This window comes from Chryseobacterium sp. UYP7 (assembly GCF_056279225.1).
In genome coordinates, this window is sequence record NZ_JBWBQW010000002.1 from 578,617 (window position 1) to 597,200 (window position 18,584).

18 protein-coding genes are annotated in these 18,584 nt (G+C 35.3%); 13 read left to right on the plus strand and 5 right to left on the minus strand.

Translation table 11 applies throughout. The features are described from left to right. Nucleotides 1–253: 253 nt before the first annotated feature. The 3 genes from ACZ9HT_RS06975 to ACZ9HT_RS06985 all read right to left on the minus strand — a co-directional run bounded on the left by ACZ9HT_RS06975 (nt 254) and on the right by ACZ9HT_RS06985 (nt 1,817). Complete coding sequence (locus ACZ9HT_RS06975) at nt 254–736, minus strand: GNAT family N-acetyltransferase (protein ID WP_476039741.1); 483 nt, start codon at nt 734–736, stop codon at nt 254–256. 132 nt (nt 737–868) lie between these two features. Further along, complete coding sequence (locus tag ACZ9HT_RS06980; RefSeq protein WP_476039742.1) at nt 869–1,315, minus strand: HRDC domain-containing protein; 447 nt, start codon at nt 1,313–1,315, stop codon at nt 869–871. 172 nt (nt 1,316–1,487) lie between these two features. Further along, nucleotides 1,488–1,817 (minus strand): single-stranded DNA-binding protein, encoded by a 330-nt coding sequence (locus ACZ9HT_RS06985; protein WP_476039743.1) that lies wholly within the window; start codon nt 1,815–1,817, stop codon nt 1,488–1,490. A 451-nt stretch (nt 1,818–2,268) separates the two neighbouring features. On the opposite strand from ACZ9HT_RS06985, the gene ACZ9HT_RS06990 reads away from it, so the two are divergent. The 5 genes from ACZ9HT_RS06990 (at nt 2,269) to ACZ9HT_RS07010 (ending at nt 6,884) form a co-directional block, all read left to right on the plus strand. Then, the gene (locus tag ACZ9HT_RS06990; protein ID WP_476039744.1) at nt 2,269–2,682 is read left to right on the plus strand and encodes a hypothetical protein; all 414 of its coding nucleotides are present in this window, start codon (nt 2,269–2,271) and stop codon (nt 2,680–2,682) included. A 174-nt stretch (nt 2,683–2,856) separates the two neighbouring features. Next, entirely contained in the window at nt 2,857–3,717 is an 861-nt protein-coding gene (locus tag ACZ9HT_RS06995; protein WP_476039745.1) for a hypothetical protein, read from the plus strand. Nucleotides 3,718–4,389: 672 nt separating this feature from the next. Continuing rightward, entirely contained in the window at nt 4,390–5,346 is a 957-nt protein-coding gene (locus ACZ9HT_RS07000) for a DUF2157 domain-containing protein (RefSeq protein WP_476039746.1), read from the plus strand. After that, entirely contained in the window at nt 5,336–6,409 is a 1,074-nt protein-coding gene (locus ACZ9HT_RS07005) for a DUF4401 domain-containing protein (RefSeq protein ID WP_476039747.1), read from the plus strand. The genes ACZ9HT_RS07000 and ACZ9HT_RS07005 overlap by 11 nt, the downstream gene beginning before the upstream one ends. Then, complete coding sequence (locus ACZ9HT_RS07010) at nt 6,396–6,884, plus strand: GDYXXLXY domain-containing protein (RefSeq protein ID WP_476039748.1); 489 nt, start codon at nt 6,396–6,398, stop codon at nt 6,882–6,884. Before ACZ9HT_RS07005 ends, ACZ9HT_RS07010 begins: the two co-directional genes overlap by 14 nt. Before the next feature lie 254 nt (nt 6,885–7,138). Here the strand turns inward: ACZ9HT_RS07010 and ACZ9HT_RS07015 are convergent, their stop codons facing one another. Further along, on the minus strand, nt 7,139–7,690 hold the full coding sequence (locus tag ACZ9HT_RS07015; RefSeq protein ID WP_476039749.1) for a hypothetical protein: 552 nt from the start codon (nt 7,688–7,690) through the stop codon (nt 7,139–7,141). 330 nt (nt 7,691–8,020) lie between these two features. Further along, nucleotides 8,021–9,325 carry a DEAD/DEAH box helicase gene (locus ACZ9HT_RS07020; RefSeq protein WP_476039750.1) on the minus strand — a complete coding sequence of 435 codons (1,305 nt, stop codon included), beginning with the start codon at nt 9,323–9,325 and terminating at the stop codon, nt 8,021–8,023. A gap of 324 nt (nt 9,326–9,649) precedes the next feature. Here ACZ9HT_RS07020 and ACZ9HT_RS07025 point away from each other — a divergent pair, with 324 nt between their 5' ends. From ACZ9HT_RS07025 to ACZ9HT_RS07060, 8 genes are all read left to right on the plus strand, one after another. Continuing rightward, the gene (locus ACZ9HT_RS07025) at nt 9,650–10,636 is read left to right on the plus strand and encodes a hypothetical protein (RefSeq protein WP_476039751.1); all 987 of its coding nucleotides are present in this window, start codon (nt 9,650–9,652) and stop codon (nt 10,634–10,636) included. Nucleotides 10,637–10,940: 304 nt separating this feature from the next. Then, nucleotides 10,941–11,624: a DUF4253 domain-containing protein gene (locus ACZ9HT_RS07030; RefSeq protein ID WP_476039752.1), complete on the plus strand. Its 684-nt coding sequence runs from the start codon at nt 10,941–10,943 to the stop codon at nt 11,622–11,624. A gap of 119 nt (nt 11,625–11,743) precedes the next feature. Continuing rightward, nucleotides 11,744–13,387, plus strand: a complete 1,644-nt coding sequence (locus ACZ9HT_RS07035) for a serine hydrolase domain-containing protein (protein ID WP_476039753.1) — start codon at nt 11,744–11,746, stop codon at nt 13,385–13,387. Continuing rightward, nucleotides 13,387–13,983, plus strand: coding sequence for a putative periplasmic lipoprotein (locus tag ACZ9HT_RS07040; RefSeq protein WP_476039754.1), 597 nt, complete (start codon nt 13,387–13,389; stop codon nt 13,981–13,983). The genes ACZ9HT_RS07035 and ACZ9HT_RS07040 overlap by 1 nt, the downstream gene beginning before the upstream one ends. A 184-nt stretch (nt 13,984–14,167) precedes the next feature. Further along, nucleotides 14,168–15,874, plus strand: coding sequence for a type VI secretion system tip protein VgrG (vgrG, locus tag ACZ9HT_RS07045; protein ID WP_476039755.1), 1,707 nt, complete (start codon nt 14,168–14,170; stop codon nt 15,872–15,874). A 13-nt stretch (nt 15,875–15,887) separates the two neighbouring features. After that, nucleotides 15,888–16,166: a PAAR domain-containing protein gene (locus ACZ9HT_RS07050; protein WP_476039756.1), complete on the plus strand. Its 279-nt coding sequence runs from the start codon at nt 15,888–15,890 to the stop codon at nt 16,164–16,166. A gap of 262 nt (nt 16,167–16,428) precedes the next feature. Further along, nucleotides 16,429–16,860 carry an META domain-containing protein gene (locus ACZ9HT_RS07055; RefSeq protein ID WP_476039757.1) on the plus strand — a complete coding sequence of 144 codons (432 nt, stop codon included), beginning with the start codon at nt 16,429–16,431 and terminating at the stop codon, nt 16,858–16,860. 319 nt (nt 16,861–17,179) lie between these two features. Then, nucleotides 17,180–18,244: a Gfo/Idh/MocA family oxidoreductase gene (locus tag ACZ9HT_RS07060; protein WP_476039758.1), complete on the plus strand. Its 1,065-nt coding sequence runs from the start codon at nt 17,180–17,182 to the stop codon at nt 18,242–18,244. The last annotated feature ends 340 nt before the right edge of the window (nt 18,245–18,584 follow it).

Sequence of the window (18,584 nt, forward strand, 5' to 3'; positions counted from 1 at the left end):
TGATAAAGCAAAAAGCAAGATGCTAATTAAGAGGTAATTCGCACTAAAATTTGGAGAAAAAATTCAGCAAAGAAGAAATTTAGTTTTACTTTTTGATTAGGGAAATATATTTTAACGATATTATTATTCAAAAAAAATACCTCGACAAGCTCAGTCTGACAATTATTAATTAGAACCGTCGAGTTGAGTTTCTCGAAATATAAATTAGAGTAAGATCCGAAAGTAAGAATTCAAAAATTATTAATCTAAATTACTAAAGATGCCTGATCATCCAAAGGTTGCAACCGCTGTGTCCGGAATTTCCGAGTGGTTTTTCCAGATACGTGAAACCCTGCTTTTCGTAAATGGAAACTGCAGTGGAAAATTCGGGTAAGCTTTCAATATAAATTGATTGATAACCTGACTTTTTTGCAAACGCAATACTTGCTTCCATTAATTTTTTGCCTAAACCTTTCCCTCGAAAATCTTTATCTACATAAAACTTAACGAGTTCTGCACATTTTTCCGGGAGACCTTCGGTGGGGAAAATGCCGCAGCAACCGCCTAATTCGCCTTTAGCTTCTGCCACAAACAGTGCGGAATTTTCCTGCTTAAACAATTCGGATAAATTGTCTGTAGTTGGATCTTCGTACACCGTTCCTTTTGTAGCAACTTTGAAATCATGAAAGCAACTGCGAATAATTTTGGCTAATTTTTGATTATCTGATTCCTGAATTTTTCTAATGATCATTTCCATTTTATAAATTTAAAAAAAACTTAGTGACTTCCTCAGCAAAAAAAGAAGAATCTGGAAATCATACGACCGCCAAATCAAAAAAACCGAAGAGAATTTCCCCGGCTTTTCTGAAAATATACAAAGGTTGTGTTATTAAACCATTTCTAAGATCTCGATAATTTCTTCGCCGTAATTTTCGATTTTATACTTGCCGAAACCTTTAATATCAAGAAGTTCCTCTTTTTTAATCGGCTTGTATTTCGCAATAGAAAGCAATTCTTTGTTGGTCGCAATTAAGTAAACCGGCAGGCTTTTTTCTTTGGCTTTTTCACTGCGCCATAATTTCAGGGAATCGAGGATCTTAATTTCGTCTGGATTCATTTGTTCCTGTTCTGCACTGTACTTTTCCGGTTTCCCTTCGTTGAACTGTACTTTCAATTCTTCGTAATAAAGAATGACGGACCAGTAATTTTCTTCCTCTTTTACGAAGGCGGTTTCAAATTTCAGGATGTTGTTTTCCTGTAAAAAATGATCCAGCTTTTTCTGGTCGGCATAAATAAATTCTTCGGAGAGGCGTATTTTAAATAATTTAGTTTTCATGATTGTGTGTTTTGTCCTCACCCCAACCCTCTCCAAAAGAGAGGGAGTAAGATGGGATATTAAATTAATTATGGTGATATAAATTTAAAAGTGGTAATTTATTTAGGTCACAATTTAAATATGATATGCGCTAATCTCAAAGGAAAGAAAGCAGCAAGATATTTTATTGTAATTATTTTCCACTAAGAAGAACAAGTTCGTCGACCCGAATTTCGGTGGTGAAACGTTTGATCCCTTCTTTGTCTTCGTAATTTCTGTAAACTACTTTACCTTCCACGGCGATCTCTTTGCCTTTCTCTACATATTTCTCCATAATGTCAGCCAGTTTCCCATTGACTACCAAATTGTGCCATTGCGTTTCTTCTACTTTTTCGCCAAGAGCATTGGTGTAATGATCGCTTGTTGCTAAACTTACTTTAGCTAATTTTCCGTTTTCGAATTTTACGATTTCGACATCTTTTCCTGTTCTACCGATTAAGGTAACTTTGTTTCTTAGTGACATGGCTTTAAATTTTTATAATTAAACATTAGAATCGAGTCTCACTGAATTTCCTCGAATCTCTGTTGCAAAGGTTCACCAGGTTGCAAAAAATAGTCGGTAATGAGTCGTTTATTATCGTTTGTAGTCGTTTGAATCGCTTATTTAATTCATTATCAATGATTTAAATTTATTTTTTTAGGAGCTCGAAAATTTATTTTTTCTTCGAATATTGTTTCGCGCTGTCCGTTACTCCCTAAAATCGGGATCCACTGCCATCACGGCTAGAATTGAGTGTATCTCTTCTTTCCAAAATTTAAGAAAATATTTTTCAGAATAATTAGTATTCTAAAGTCTACGAATTTCCTTACTTGAAATTGAATTTAAAGATATAAACGGACGCAATTTGTGCGTATATTTGAGAGTTAGCAGATATGCTACAGAAATTGCGCATAACGATAAGTAAATAAAAGAAATGAAAAAACTTTTTGTTTTTGGTTTAATAATAAATTCAATCTTTACGTTCGCTCAAGTTAAGTTGACAGACAAAGAAGTTTGCTTCGCTAGTGGACAAAAAATTTACCTTGAAAAAGACACTGAAAATTATGACCAATTCTTACCAACTGTTAAAAATATAGAAATTGCAAATTCATTACTCAAAAACGAATTACAAAAGGAAAAACTTAACTACTTAAATTATTATTTCCAGTATGTCGGAGTAAAAAAACTTGACAAACAATTTATTTACGTAAATGCATCTTGCAGAAAAATAGAAAATTTTGAATCGCAAATTTTGGTAGTGAAAGGCGGAGGAAAATGCTATTTTAGCGCATTAATAAATGTTGAGATAAACAGCATAGAATACTTAAAATTTAACGCATCAAAATAAAGCACATCTGCTAACAAGGTATTTACACAAGCGGTTCTGAAGTTTTCATCGAAGCTTTTAGCGATTAATTAAGTTTTTAGCAAGTAGAAAGTTTTCGTATTTATATCCCGCCTGCATAAATACCCAACCGTTAACAATAATTAACAACCAACACAAATCAAAATTAAAAGTCACATGAAAAAATCTCTAACGGTATTATTATTACTCATTGTAACCCACATTTTTTCGCAAACCGATCGTAATGGAAATCCTATTTTTAATTCTGTTTCTACTAATGTAGAGACAATTGATGATTTTCAATTTCTTTCTAATTATTATACTTTAAAAAATAATATCGAAAACAAAAATTCTTCAGTATATATCTCAGAGAAACCAACACTCGAAGAGATTGAAAACGCCGCACTGATTTTGCCATCTGACTTTTTTATGATCACCAGGAATCAGGCAATATTGAATATGGTTATGATCATCAATAAACCGACTAGAAAATATTTTGTGATCGATCCTTCAACAGGAAAACAGGAACAATTTCCATGTCTAATTTCTGGAGATATTACAGAAAATAGAGCCAATGAAATCATCAAAGAAAATTATGATCCAACTGCTAAAATTGAAGGAAACGAATTATACTTCAACGATAAAAAATTTGTAATTATTCCAAACAAAGAAATTAAAAGAAACATTTTAAACTTCATAAAAGATCAAAAATTAGCTTCTGCAAATGATTCAAATTTGAAAGTACTTTCTAAATCAGACCTAAAACAGATGGTTCTGAAAGAAAGTAAAAAAGCAGGAAGATTAGATTTTTTCACTGAAATAAAAGGACACGAAATGGATGGTATTCAAATAAAACCAGGTGTTTTTAGCACAAAAATAGGAATTGCATTATATAAATGGGGACGCGCAAATTTTGATCTAGGAACAAATACCGTTGAAGATGCTCTTGAATTTTGGGCTGAATTGAAAGAACGACCAGCAAATCAAAGAGAAATTGAATACATTAAATTGGGTTTCAACAAAGAACTTGAAAAATAGCAATCGCATGAATGATTCTGTCTTCTACTATTGTCGAAAATTAATACTATTGTTACCTCTAATCACAAGTAGAAGATTTTCTATTTAGGTAACAAAAGAGTAAAGTTTTCATCGATATTTAATTCGCTAAATGAATTCTGGCAGCGACGAAGTTTTTGACAGGTCGGGAACGATTCAACTACAAAAATATCATTCCAAACGGGGCGCATGAAAAAAGAGTCCGCATTACAAAAATTACAAAGAAGTTTGACATTTTAATGTTGAATGCTGCATTTTATTCTTGCCGCAGATATATTTGCCTCTATTATTCCGGAGGCATGTAAACCGGAGCAAGTGAAATCGAATATCGGCTCTTTAAATAGAATGATTCTAACCAATTTTTGGGCAGCGTTACAAAGTGAAGGTATGATCTATGAAAAGCACAAACGCCGAAATGATTAGCAAATCTGATTTTAGTCAATCATTCTATTGCAAACAGTTTTAAATAGCGCTTTAAAACTGTTTTTTTATTTTGAATCTGAAATTAATGAATTTTTAGATTTTCTGTCACTGTTTTTCTGTATTTTAACATTCTTAAAACATCATATCGGGTCTCTTGTGTAGAATTCTATATCGAGCTTCTTGATCTTTTGAAATAAATATAGAATTTAACTGACCAGCAATCTCAAATTCATGAAAGATATCCAACGGCAAGACCTTGAAATCATCAGCCGATACAGCTCTATTGATGAGGAAGGTATTTCGAAAATTTTTAAAGAAGAAATTCACAGCGACAAAATAATGTGGCAGACGTTCCTGCGCTTATTTTTCATGACTTTGGGGATAGGATTTGCAGTCTCCGGAATTGTTTTCTTTTTTGCGTACAATTGGGCAGAACTCAACAAATTTGCGAAAATTGGACTCACCGAAATCCTTATTATAGCGACAACTGGCGTTGTATTATTAGGGAAACTCAGCACAACCACCCGAAACATTATTCTCACAGGATCAGCAGTTTTGGTCGGCTCTTTATTTGCGGTTTACGGACAAATCTATCAAACCGGCGCAAATGCCTACGATTTCTTTTTGGGCTGGACGATTTTTATCGCGTTGTGGGTTTTCATTTCCGGTTTTGCACCGCTTTGGTTTATTTTTTTAGCACTCATTAATACAACGTTTTATTTTTATTCGCAACAGATTGCCAAAGACTGGTCCATTCTGTTTGTGCTTACTTTTCTATTTCTTCTGAATGCTGCTGCAGTGATCACGGCTGTTGTAGCTTCAAAATTTAATAAAAACATCGCAGTTCCGACCTGGTTCATCAATACGGTTTCATTAGCTGCAATTGGTTTCGCAACGCTGGGAATGGTCCTCGGCATCATCGATTCCTACGAATCCGCATTTCCCTTATTGATCATTTCTGTGATCATCTTATTTTCTCTAGGAATCTGGTATTCTTTAAAAGAAAAAACGGGTTTTTATCTGGCGGTAATTCCTTTCAGTTTAATTGTAATCATGTCGACTCTGTTTTTCGAAAATTCTCATGAGGGAGAAATGTTCCTGGTTGTGGGCGTATTTATAATTGTGAGCATCACTTTGGTGATTAAAAATTTACTAAACTTTCAAAAGAAATGGAAAAATGAGAAATAAAGAAAATATCCAGAATCTTTTAACTGATCTTCAAAGAAAAAGTGACAAGCCAATAATTTTTGACGAAAGCGCCATAGAAACAGCCTATCAAAAAAAAGAAGATCATCAATCTCTGCCCATAAAAATTTTATCGGTATTCGGCGGTTTGCTTGCCTGTGCAGTTCTTATGGGATTCATCTTTGTTTCAAATCTTTTTGAATCTGAAACCGCAATGCTCATTTTTGGGAGCGCCTGTATTCTTGGTGCTTTGGTATTAAACAGAATTTCGAATAAAATCATTACAGATACGATAAGTGTATCTTCTTACTTAGGAGGGTTTCTGCTTTTAGGCATTGCACTCTCGGAGTTGCTCGAATCAGAAAGCATGGTTTGTCTGATCATTCTATTAATTGGAATTTTAGCACTTTTTGCAGTGCAGAACTATATTCTTTCTTTTGTGTCTGTACTTATTATTAATGCTGCTGTTCTGGCACTCATCAGCATTAGTGAACTGCAGGAGTTGATCTATGTTTATACTGCAATGATCGCCATTATTACCACATTCCTTTTTTTGAACGAAGTAAAGATCATGATGTTTAAAAACAAGATCTCCAGAATTTACGGGCCGCTCCGTTCAGCATTTGTCTTCACTTTTTTAGGAATGATGATCTATTCGAATCACTATAAATTCTGGGAAATTTCGCCGGTCTTTATTTGGATGACTTCCGGCGTTTTTATTTTAGCTATTCTTTATGTTGTTTCTATTCTTTTTTCCATTTTGAACATTACAGAAACCAAACATAAGATAATAATCTTTTTGGCAACCGCTCTTTTACTAGCGCCAACTATTTATTCGCCGGCGATCTCGGGTTCAATTTTGATTATTCTGCTAAGTTTCCTGGTCAGTTATAAAACAGGATTTGCCCTGGGAATTATTGCATTTATCTATTCCATTTCGATGTATTACTACGACCTTAGTTTTACGTTGCTCACTAAATCCATCATTCTTTTCTTTTCTGGAATTTTATTTTTACTCATTTATTTATTCACGCACAAAAAACTGACTACCAATGAAAAAGTATAAATGGTATATGATCCTTCTGAACCTGATCATTTTGCTGGTGTACTTCAACTTTTCGGTTTACAAAAAAGAAGAATTATTAAAGAACGGACAACTGGTCTTATTACAATTGGCACCAATTGATCCAAGATCTTTGATGCAAGGCGATTACATGTCTTTACGTTATGAGATTTCTGAGAACTTCGATGAAAAAAAGTCCCCAAAACGTGGGTATTGCGTTGTAAAAATAGGAAACGATGGGATTGCAAGAAAAGTACGTTTTCAAAAGAATCTCACTCCTTTGAAAGCTGGTGAACATTTGATCGAGTATCGTTCTTCAGACTCCTGGAATGTAAATATTGGAGCGGAATCTTTCTTTTTTCAGGAAGGGCAGGCGGAGAAATACGAAAAAGCAAAATATGGGGCTTTAAAAATAGATGATAAAGGCAACAGTCTGCTGTTTGGACTTTATGATGAGAGGGCAAAACAGATCAAATAATTCCTTTTTTTCCGCAGTCAAAGAGTAAACGATCTGGAAGTTATTTATTGACAATCTAGAAATATAAAAAAGCGCGAATTTTAAATCGCGCTTCTGTTTTTTTTTGAAATTAATGGTTTTACCAATTAGAATTATCTCTTACCGATTATTTACCGTTAAGTAATTTGACAAAACTTTAGCAACCAATTCCTCTTTCTGCTATGATGAAAATTGGTCTTCTACTTTAGCTCTTCTATAAATTAGGAGTCGTTTTTTTATCCGATAGGATTGATCTTAATTTTCGGATTTGCTTCCTTCACTTTTTGTATCAAATACGTTTGTTCCTCGTAATTATTGACTTTGAAATGTAAATTTTTGCCTTTTAAGGTTTTAAAATGTATTCCAAAAATGGCACCCCCACGGTTATATCCTGTAAAAGGACGAATCTCTGTAATTTGGTTGAAATAATATGTCGGCTGAACGACTCCCTGAAAAACTCTCACGTAATCTGCGGTGATGATAAAAGCCGGAAAGATGCTTCTCCATTTTGGTACCGCCGCGTTTCTGATTTTTAATTCTGCAAGATCAGATTCACTCAGTTGAGCAATCGTTTCTTCATAACTGTTGAACCATTTTTTGGAGATAAAGAAAACCCCTAAAAGCAAAATCATTGTCAGAATATCGATAAAGCTGACATGTTCATTATTGTAGAATTGCATGATTCTAATAGCAGCACTTATTACCAGTAAAAAAGCGATTAAAAAAAGTACAATTCTTTTAACGCGTTTTATTGCCTGAAGCCATTTTTCGTTTTCTTTCGTAATCATAATTTTAAGGTCGTAACTGTAATTTGTATTCTTAAATCTAAAACTTTAAATGAAATAAAATTTATTAAAATCTAAAGCTATAAAATCGGAAAATCAGGAATCGTAATAATCGAAAATCTATAGATAATAATTTAGACATCATTAAATATTCACGCATATGAAACTTTTGAAAACATACCTTCGAATATCCCAAATCCCCTAGCCCTGATGGAAGTGGCAGCCTTTTTCGGCCTGCTTCAGGACGAAAAAGCTATAACGGACAGCAGGATAAAGCTTCTGAAAAACTTTCGTCAAATTACCTGGAAAGAGATAAAAAGTTTCTTCAAGAAATTAAGCCTGATGGTTATGCTCCGCTAAATAATTGGACAAAACTTTATCGACCAGTTCTTCTTTTGTCAAGTGGTGAAAAATGGTTTTTACCTGCTGCTTCACCTCTTCCGGAATTTCCCGATTCGGTTTTGTTTTGAAAACTTTTTTTGCCCAAACCAAAGTATTATTCCATTCGATGGCTTCGGAATCTGCTTTTTTAACGGGTTTAAAATGAATTCCCAGTTCATCTTCGAAACCGGCAATATCTTTAACTTCATCCTGCTGAATAATCGTCATCGAAAGTCCGTTTGCTCCGGCTCTACCCGTTCTACCACTTCGGTGAACGTAAGCTTCGTGCGTGTCCGGCAAATGGTAATTCACCACGTAAGCCAGTTCTTTTACATCGATTCCTCTCGCAACCAGATCGGTCGCCACCAGAATATCGATGTAGCCTTCGCGAAACTGATCCATAATCCGATCCCGGATTCCCTGCGTTAAACTGCCGTGCAAAGCGCCGGAAGAAATTTTGCGGATTGCCAGATTTTTTGCCAGTTTGTTCACTGCAGCTTTGGTTTTACAGAAGATAATTCCGCGGCCGCCTTCCTGTGAATTTAAAAAATGCAAAAGCACATCTAATTTCTCAATCGGTTCTACGACAATATATTGATGATCAATACCTTCATGTCCGATCGTTGCCATATCTGAGTTGATGGAAATGGCACTTTTTGATAAATAGTTGTGAACGATATCTTTCAGTTCTCCCGGCATTGTCGCACTAAATAAATACGTGTGACGGTCTTTCGGAACTGCTTTTAAGATCTGCATTAAATCATCTTTCAAAGCCTGAAACATTTCATCGGCTTCGTCTAAAACTAAATTTTTTAAAGATTTAATGTCGAAAGCGCCTTTCTCTAACAGATCTAAAAAACGACCTGGAGTTGCGACAATAATATGAGTGGGCGATTTTAATTCTTCTATTTGCGATTTAACAGAACTTCCACCAGAAAGCAAAACAATGGAAATCTCCGGAATATATTTTGCAAATTCGGTAAGATTGGTGTAGATCTGCTGACTCAGCTCTCTCGTAGGCGACAGGATCAAAGTCTGAACGTTGTCATTTTCAACATCTATCAGTTGCAAAAGTGGCAGTCCGAACGCGGCGGTTTTACCCGTTCCCGTTTTAGCGAGGGCAACCAGATCCTCCTTCTGATCCAGAATTACGGGAATTACCTGCTCTTGAATATCGGTCGCAACAGTGATCTCTAAATCGGTTAAAGCATTTTGAAGTTTCTTTATAATTCCTAAGTCGGATATGAGTCTGGACATATTTCTTTTTTTGCAAAGATAACGACTGTTTTCGTGAATAGATTTAAATCACGATTTTATTGAAGATTAAATGCATAAATATTTAGAACACAGATTTCACAAATTTACACAGATCCTTCAAATTTTTGATTTTGTAATGAAATTAACAATCATTTTAAATTTTAATTCTATCATTAACAGAAGCCTTTTCATCTGTGAAAATCTATGAGATCCGTGCGAAACTGAATATCATAAATACGTTTATCGCTAATTTTGCACAATCCACTTTTTACTATCTTCACAACGATCTTTCAAACAATCTCTTTGATAATAAATGTTTAAATAATGTCAAAATTTCTAAAGCCGTTCTCAATCCTTTTATTAGCAATAGTTATTTGCCTCCAATCCTGTGAAGAAAAAGTGCAGAAATCAACGAAAACAGAGATTAATCCTAAAGCAAATCAAGTTCAAAAAAATAAAATCCCGGACTATTTTAAATCTGATCTTCGACCCAACGAAAATCTAGAGCTTGGAAAAATTTATACCGACACCGTTCAGTACGTTAACTTTAGCGATGAGGGCGACGATTATCTTTTTATAGTCAAGAAAAATACCGACACCACTGCTTTGATCTATAACAAAGATGAGGTCGATCTTGTTCGTGGAAGCACAACTGAAATCAAGTGGAAAAAGGATAGTATGCGCTACGCCGGTGACCCGGAATTTCTCAATTTTACAGAATTCTTAGTTACAGCGAAAACCTTGAAAACCCTGCAACTGGTTGATAAAAAAATCAAATTTTTGTGGCGGGAAACAAAATATAATAAGGATTTAAAAACAGACATCAACTCGATCGTTCTTAATGAAAATTATATTAAAACGATTTCTGATCCCGAAAAGGCAGCTTTGGCCTATGTGGCTACTTTCGTAGGCAACGAATGCGAGTGGGAAGGTGATGCGAAAGAGGATCGAAGCAATTTAAATTGCAAAATTCTATCGGCCTTAAATCTCGGTTATCAATGCTCTTACCAGCATTTAAGTTTTCTGCGGACGTGGTTCAGAAGCAATAAAGATATTATTAAAGACCTTGAAAACTGCCCAACAACACCCGATGGAGCTACAATTCAGGACACTTTCGACGAAATTAATTTAGAAGTTAAAAACAATCAGATTACTGTTTTTTTCAAAGCAAACGGCATCAATCTTCGGGAAGGAAAATCCTGGACTTGGACAGAAAAACATGTTTTGGCTTTCAAAAAAAACGAATTGATCTTACTGAAAAAAGAAATTTCTCCCGTGATCCACGATACTTTCGAAGTTCGCGGAAATTAAAAAGTAAAATTTTAAATTATCGACAGAATCAATTTTACAATTGTTTTCAAAATAAAATTTACCGGATTTTATTTCAGGAGCACGACCATCATTTTTTCTTTATCAATGGTTACCCGCTGTCCGTTCTTCCCGAAAATTCGGGAGCCACTCCCATCGAGGCTAGAATAAAAATTGTTTCTCTTTCCTAAACTTTTAAAAAGTGCCGTCGTCGTAATAAATTAAAAATGAGATTTTTAAAAGGTTGTTTTTAAATATCATTGAATTTCGATTTATGATTATATTTGAGAAGTATAAACATTAAATTATGAAAAACGTTCGATTATCTTTTCTCTGCTTACTTGCACTCAATTCATGTTTCGGACAGAACAATAAATTAAGTGAACAGGAAATTGTCTTAATAAAAGAACTCAACTTAAATCAGGAAAAAGCCGAGAAAATTAAAAATCTTTCACACGGAGATTTTGAAATTGCAAAAGGCAATGTAGATCGTGATATGCTCTACGAAGATATTCCGGAATTAAAATCCTACTCAAAACATCTACCATCTGCGATAAAAATAAAGGCAAGTGCAGCGCTTGCTTCTAAAATTGTAAAAGATTTTAGAGAAGATTTAAAATTAGAAGATTTGATCATTTATATATCTGAGGAACATTTTGGTAAGGGAGACGATGTTGTCACGATCCTGAAATCAAAAAATAAATATGAACCTCTTTATTTTGAAGCGACAAATGCGGTAAACTACGATATGAACACGCCTGATCTTGTTAAACGTTTAAAACTTTGGGATCAATTATACGGCATCGAATTTAGTGGAATTGGATTTGACTTTCTCTCCGGAGATTTCAAAAAGTTGCCAAAAAACTTAGATCAATTTTCAAAAGAAATGTACGAGTTCTGTCCGGATATTGTGGATCAGGGAGTTGGTGATATCGATGAGTTGAAGGCAATTTTAAAAAAATCGAAACAATTCGTTTTGTGGTGGGATTAAAGATGCCGATACTTTGATTTAATTCACAAGAAAAAACGGTTCAAAAGGAAATTCACAAATTACGACGTGACCGCCATTGATAATAATTAGAAAGAAACAACACAAATCACAGAGAAAAAATGATCAAACACCTCGCTCTTTTAACTAGCTTTTTTCTAAGCTTAAACTTCTTCGCACAGTCAAAAGATTTTGTAAAAAGCGACACCATTAATTTCCCGGTTCATAGGGCGAATATGGGAAAAATTACTTTTCTGAAAGAGAATATTCCACTTGAAAATTTAAAGCAAGCTGACTTTCTTAACTCATTCGAATTAAAGGAAAACACCGATCTAAACATCCGCGTTTTTTTGAAAAATTCTTTAACAAATGAACTTCATTTATTGGCGCCAAAACTTACCTCGCAGGAATTGACCAATAATGGAAATTACCAGTTTACCTTTTTTGTAGATGCTAAAAAAATATATGTCGAGAATTTAAATATCGGAGCCGGAAATTCGGAAAGTAAAGATCAGCGTTTAACATTTAGAGTTCCACTCCTAAGTTCTACGAATGAAGATTCCTGGGGACGGTTTCTTTGGAATCGGTTTCTGGCCAATGGTGGTGAAGACGTTTTTTCAACCGGTGAACATCTTATGAAAATAGAGATCAGGCCCTATTTAAAACAAACTGAAATTTTAACGGGAAAGATCATCGCAGAAGGAGAACTAAAAATCAGCGTTCCGGAAATTGTAATTGATAATAACCTTCTTAAAGTTCAAAATATAGAACCTTTAAAAGACTGGGAAATTTCAAAAGAGAAAATCGATATTCCAAAAATTGAAGAACTGAATCGAAAGATCCTAACCAAAAAGTACAAAGAGGTAACCAGTGTGATCGTCATCAAAAATGATCAGTTACTACTGGAAGAATATTTTAACGGTACCACCAGAAATACGCTTCACGACACTAGATCGGTAGGTAAATCTTTTGCCTCAACACTCTTAGGAATTACAATTGAAGACGGATTTATCAAAAATGAAAATCAGACTTTAAAAGAATTTTACGACATCAAAAAACATCAAAACTATTCGCCTGCAAAAGAAAATATTACTTTGAAAGATCTGCTAACGATGCGTTCTGATTTCGAAGGTTCCGACATTGATTCCGATTCTCCCGGAAATGAAGAAAATATGTATCCCACAGAAAATTGGGTAGATTTCACTCTGAATCTGCCCAGCGACAAAACGAAAGCTACAGAAAAGCGCTGGGATTATTTTACGGCCGGGGTGGTACTTCTGGGAGATATTATTCATAAATCCGTTCCGGATGGTTTAGAAAAATATGCCGATAAAAAATTATTTCAACCACTTGGAATTACCACTTACAAATGGCAACTCACCCCACAAAACGTCGCAAATACGGCCGGAAGTTTGCAAATGCGTTCCCTGAATCTTGCAAAGTTCGGACAATTATATAAAAATCGTGGACTGTGGAAAGGCAGGCAAATTCTCTCCAGAGATTGGGTTGCAAAAAGTTTGTCTCATCAAATGGAGATTTCTGAAGGTGAGTTTTACGGATATCTATTTTGGAATAAAACCTACAAAATAAACGGCAAAAACTACGAAGTGTATTACTCCAGCGGAAATGGCGGCAACCGGATTTTTATTTTTAAAGATCAGCCAGTGGTCATCGTAATTACTGCAACCGCTTATAACACGCCAAACGGGGAAAAGCAGGTAGAAAAAATGATGGAAAATGAATTAATTCCGGCTATCTTTCAATAATGAAAATAACGACATTGTTTTGCACAGCGATCATTTTTTTGAGTGCCTGCAGTCAAAAAGACAACGATTCAACTTCCGCCTTAACGAAAGCAACAATACGCGTAGATTCTACGAAATTAAATGACTCCTTGATTTCAGCATCTTCACCAACAGATAATTTTAAAAATTCTACTTCCGCTGATGAAGGAAAAGAATGGCTCGCGAACATCTTCAAAAACAATCATTCAGAAAAATATTTCCCGGATTATGATGTTGAAGAAAAACTTTGTACCTCAAGATTTAAGGATTTTATTATTGATTCTAATGATATTTATGGGCCCTCCAATCTAACCGAAGAGGAACTTCCCGCAGCACAGAAAGCCTACGAAAAAAAATGGGCAAAAATATATCCATTGTATACTACAGAATGTTTTCTTTTTGGCAGAGGAAACGGCGACATGGGTGAATTAAAAGGCCTAAAAATTAAGAAGATCTCTCCTTTAAAGTACAGCGTTTTTATTAATTATGGTGGCGATTACAAAACACTAAATGAAGTTACTCTGCTCTCGAAAAATGGCAGTTATAAAATTGATTACTGCAAAACGGAATTTTTATAAAAAGATCAAAATCCTCAACTATTTTTGATTAAATAGAAAATATTTGTAGCGCAAAGTCTACATTTCTAATAATTTATGTTTTTGAAGTCTCTTTTTTCCGTAATTTAGTTTTAGGAAAAAAGCGGTAGCTTGGTGTGAGATTCTTCAAACTAAAGTTCTTTCTTCCAGACCAAAAAATACTAAGATGCCAAACTCTTTGTCCGCAATTTCGCTTGTAAGAAACGGAATAGAAATTTCTGATGCAGTGGTTTATTCCGCCAATATAGAATTTGGTTTTTCTGCATTACCGAAAGCAATCTTAATTCTCGGAGTGAAAAATAACACCGAATTTATTCTGGAATTTGAAAAGGAACGTTGGCAACTTGGCGAATCCCTCGATATTAAATTGGGTTATGATCAGGAATTAGATTTGGTTTTCTCCGGAATTATTGTGAAACAGAAGATCACGGTTTCCGAAGATGAAAATTATAAAATGGAAATTGAATTAGGTCATCGATATTACCTGACTTCCATCAAAAAAAATTCCAGGACTTTTAATTCAATGAAAGACAGTGAGGCCATTCAGCAAATCTTGAACGAATATGGAGTTGCGACGGAAATTGACGCCACTCAGGAGAATCACCATCTTTTCACGCAGTTCAATACGAGTGATTGGGATTTTATTAATTCGCGCGCCACAGCCACGAACAGATATGTAATTCCAAAAAATGAGACGTTCCTGCTAAAAAATATTACGGCTCCCGAAACCGAAAAACTAAAACTGACTTTCGGCAGCGATATTCTTGCCTTTAATTTAGAGACAGACAGTCGATTCAGTTTCGAGAGTTTTAAAGCGAAAACCTGGAACAGCGAAAATCAGGAAATTATCACCGAAGAATCTTCGGAACCTTTTCCTTCTTCAGCTGGGAATTTAAGCTCTGTAGAAATTGGAAGAAAATGCCATCACGGCTCGGCGGAAATTTTAGCACTGGGAAGTTTATCTGATATCTCAACTTCTGAAATTGCCACTCGAAACGCTCTTAATACAGAACTTTCAAAGATCAGAGGTTCAATCCGAACCGCCGGAAATACAAGTGCAGAAATCGGCGACTGGATCAAAGTGAGTGGCGTCGGAAAACAATTCAGTGGTCAATTACTGATTACCGGAATCAGACATGAAATTTCTGACGGACAGTTTACGACTACTTACCAAATCGGCACAGATCCGGAAAAATATAAATATCAAAACATACTTTCAACAGAAAATTCTATGGTCGGAAAAAATTCCGGAATCAATGGACTACAGATCGGTATCGTTGTACAACTCGAAAGTCCGGAATCTGACCATAAAATTTTGGTACAACTTCCCCATCTAAACACCAGCCAAGGTTCAGTATGGGCAAGATCCGCCAGAATGGAAGCCGGAACAGATCGCGGCTGGATCTTCCGTCCGGAAATTGGAGATGAAGTGATTCTAGGTTTCCTTAATGATGATCCCCAACAAGCCGTTATTTTGGGCGCTTTGCACAGTTCAAATCATGTTTCACCGATTCCAGCCAGTGATCAAAACAATCTGAAAGGTTATGTGAGTCGGGAAAAACTCAAGATGCTGTTCGACGAAGAGAGAAAAACAATCAGCATTTCGACGCCAAATACAAGCATCGAATTAAGCGAAGATTCCAAAAAGATCATCCTAAAAAACGAAGGACACCTAATTGAAATAAATTCTACCGGAATTACGATAGAAACCCAAAAAGATATTACTTTAAAAGCAGGTGGCGACCTCAATTTGGAGGGACTCAATATCAACCTGAAAAGCGAAGTAAATCTAAAAGCAGAAGGAACAGCAGGCGTGGAAATTATATCTCCTGTCATCACCCGGATTAAGGGAGCTCTTGTCCAGATTAACTAAAAAAAATTAAAAAATGGCAAATGCTGCAAGATTAGGTGATGTTACGAGTCACGGCGGAATAATAATAGGTCCAGGTTCTCCCACGGTATTGATCGGCGGAATGCCCGCGGCAACAGGCGGCGACCTGCATGTCTGTCCTTTAACTCAACCCGTACCACATTTACCAACTCCTTTTCCTTTCGGAAGCAACACCGTTTTAATCGAAGGAAAACCAGCCTTGCGGTCAGGCGATACAGCTGGTTGTGGCGCAACGGTTATTATTGGTTGCCCAACGGTAATGATTGGCGACTGAAGGAGCGGAAATTTCTGTCCAAAATAAAATGTTCTTTATAAGAGATTTTCGTAGAAATCCTATCTACAATCGAGATGCTAAAATTGCTATTTCCCAATATATATTTCAGGCGTTAAGACTTTATAATTCCTGAAATTAAAGTCCAAGTTGCCCTCGATTAACTGTAAATCATTTATCGGCTTCAAATTTGCAAAGGGTAGTTCTTTGATTCTTTATAATCATCATTTCTTTTACCTCGAATAAATCAATAAAAATAAATATTATGAAAAAGCTAACATTTCTTTTAGTCGCTGCAATGGCGTTTCTGCTCGTTTCCTGCACCGCAAATATGACTCCGAAAACGGATCAGTTGTACGGCAACACCTGGGAACTCGATTACATTACGGGACCAAGAATTACTTTTGAAGGATTATTTCCGGACAAAAAACCCGAAATTATGTTCAACAAAACAGACATGCGCGTGAGTGGAAACAATAGCTGCAATGGCTATTCTACAAAATATACACTCACCGGAAATAAAATATCCTTCGCAGATCCCGAAATTTCTACCATGATGTATTGTGGTGATGGAGAAATCACTTTTTTATCGACTATGAAAAAAATTAACAAATACAGCATCGACGAAAATGGGAAATTAGTCCTGATGATGGACGACATGCCAATGATGAGGTTTAAAAAATCAATGAGCAAATAATTAAAAAAAAGAAGTATGTTAATCGTGCTTCCTTTTTTTTGTCTTCTCTAGAAGTACAATAGAAACTGATTTTGTTTTAAAACCGGATTCACAAAATTTGGAAGGAGCAACACTATTATTTCTTCTGCAAAACGAGGAACCCGCTATCCGTTCCGCCCTAAAATCGGGGCTTCACTACTATCGGGGCTAGAATAACGGTAGGTTTTTTATTCCCAAAATAAGTCAGGAGAATCTCTTTCGATATTCAGTCTTCCAGCTTCTACTTTACGTCATCCTCCAAAAAGAATATTTATAAATATATTTGTTTAAAATTTAGAATATGCAATTGGTAAAAGTTGGTCTTTGTGCTTTTGGAATGAGTGGCAAAGTTTTTCACGCTCCGTTTTTAAAAGAACATCCTGGATTTTTTATGTCCGCAATTGTCGAAAGATCCAAAGAAGAATCCAAAGCCAAATATCCCGACGCAACCATCTACAGAACCGTAGAACAAATGCTCCAAAGTGCAGATATTGAATTGGTGGTCGTAAACACGCCTGTTCAAACCCATTTCGAGTATGTAAAAAAAGCTTTGGAAGCTGGAAAAAATGTGATCGTCGAAAAACCTTTTACCGTAAATGTTTCCGAAGCAGAAACCTTGGTGAAATTGGCCAAAGAAAGAAATCTTTTCCTGAGTGTTTACCAAAACCGCAGATTCGACCGCGATTATCTTCAAGTCCAAAAAATTTTAGAAGAAGGAACTTTAGGAACTTTAAAAGAAATCGAGATCCGCTTCGACCGATTTCGGACTGAACCCAGTGCAAAAGCACATAAAGAAAACCCACAACTGAAAGGTTCGGGCGCGCTTCATGATTTGGGTTCTCATCTCATCGATCAGGCGACGCAGCTTTTTGGTTTCCCCGAAAAACTTTTTGCCGATGTATTTTCTATGAAAGGTTCAGCCTTCGCCAATGATTATTTTGAGATTTTACTCTATTATAAAAATGATTTAAGAGTTCGTCTGAAATCTTCAGTTTTCAGCAAAGAAGCGCATTATGCCTATATTCTTCACGGCGACAATGGAAGTTTTTTGCAGGAAAGAACCGACGATCAGGAAATGGAATTAGTCGCGGGAGAAATTCCAACTTTTAATGAAGACTGGACAAAACCATTAAAAGAAACAGATGGAATCCTCAATTATTTACAAGAAAATTCCGAAACCGAAAGAATATTAACTTCCAGCGAACCCGGAAATTATATGAATTATTATCAGGAGATTTATGAACATATTGTTTTTGGCGCGGCATTACCTTCACCCGCATCTGAAATTATTCAGAATATGAAAATCATCGAAGCTGCTTTGGAAAGTTCAAAAGAAGAAAAAGTTGTTGATTTAACTAATTATTAATTTAATTGATAACCTCATCAATCTTAAAAATTTATCGAAATATTTTTTCCTTCCAACTTACCAAAACAATTTTCGCATCATTTAAAATTGTGAAATCTTTACGTTTACATTCAAAAACCGATTCGATTTTTATTCCTTCAAAAGCCAAAAAATCATTTCTTGAACTTCTAAATTTCGGATTTTATTATCGTTCCGAAAGACAGAAATAGATCTTCAGTTATCATTTATAATCTTTTCTAATTAGGAATTCCGCAAAAAAATCCGTATTTTAGCAATATTGCTTAAATATAAAAATCCATTTCAGAAATTGCGTATCGATGATTCATCTGCCAATTTCCAT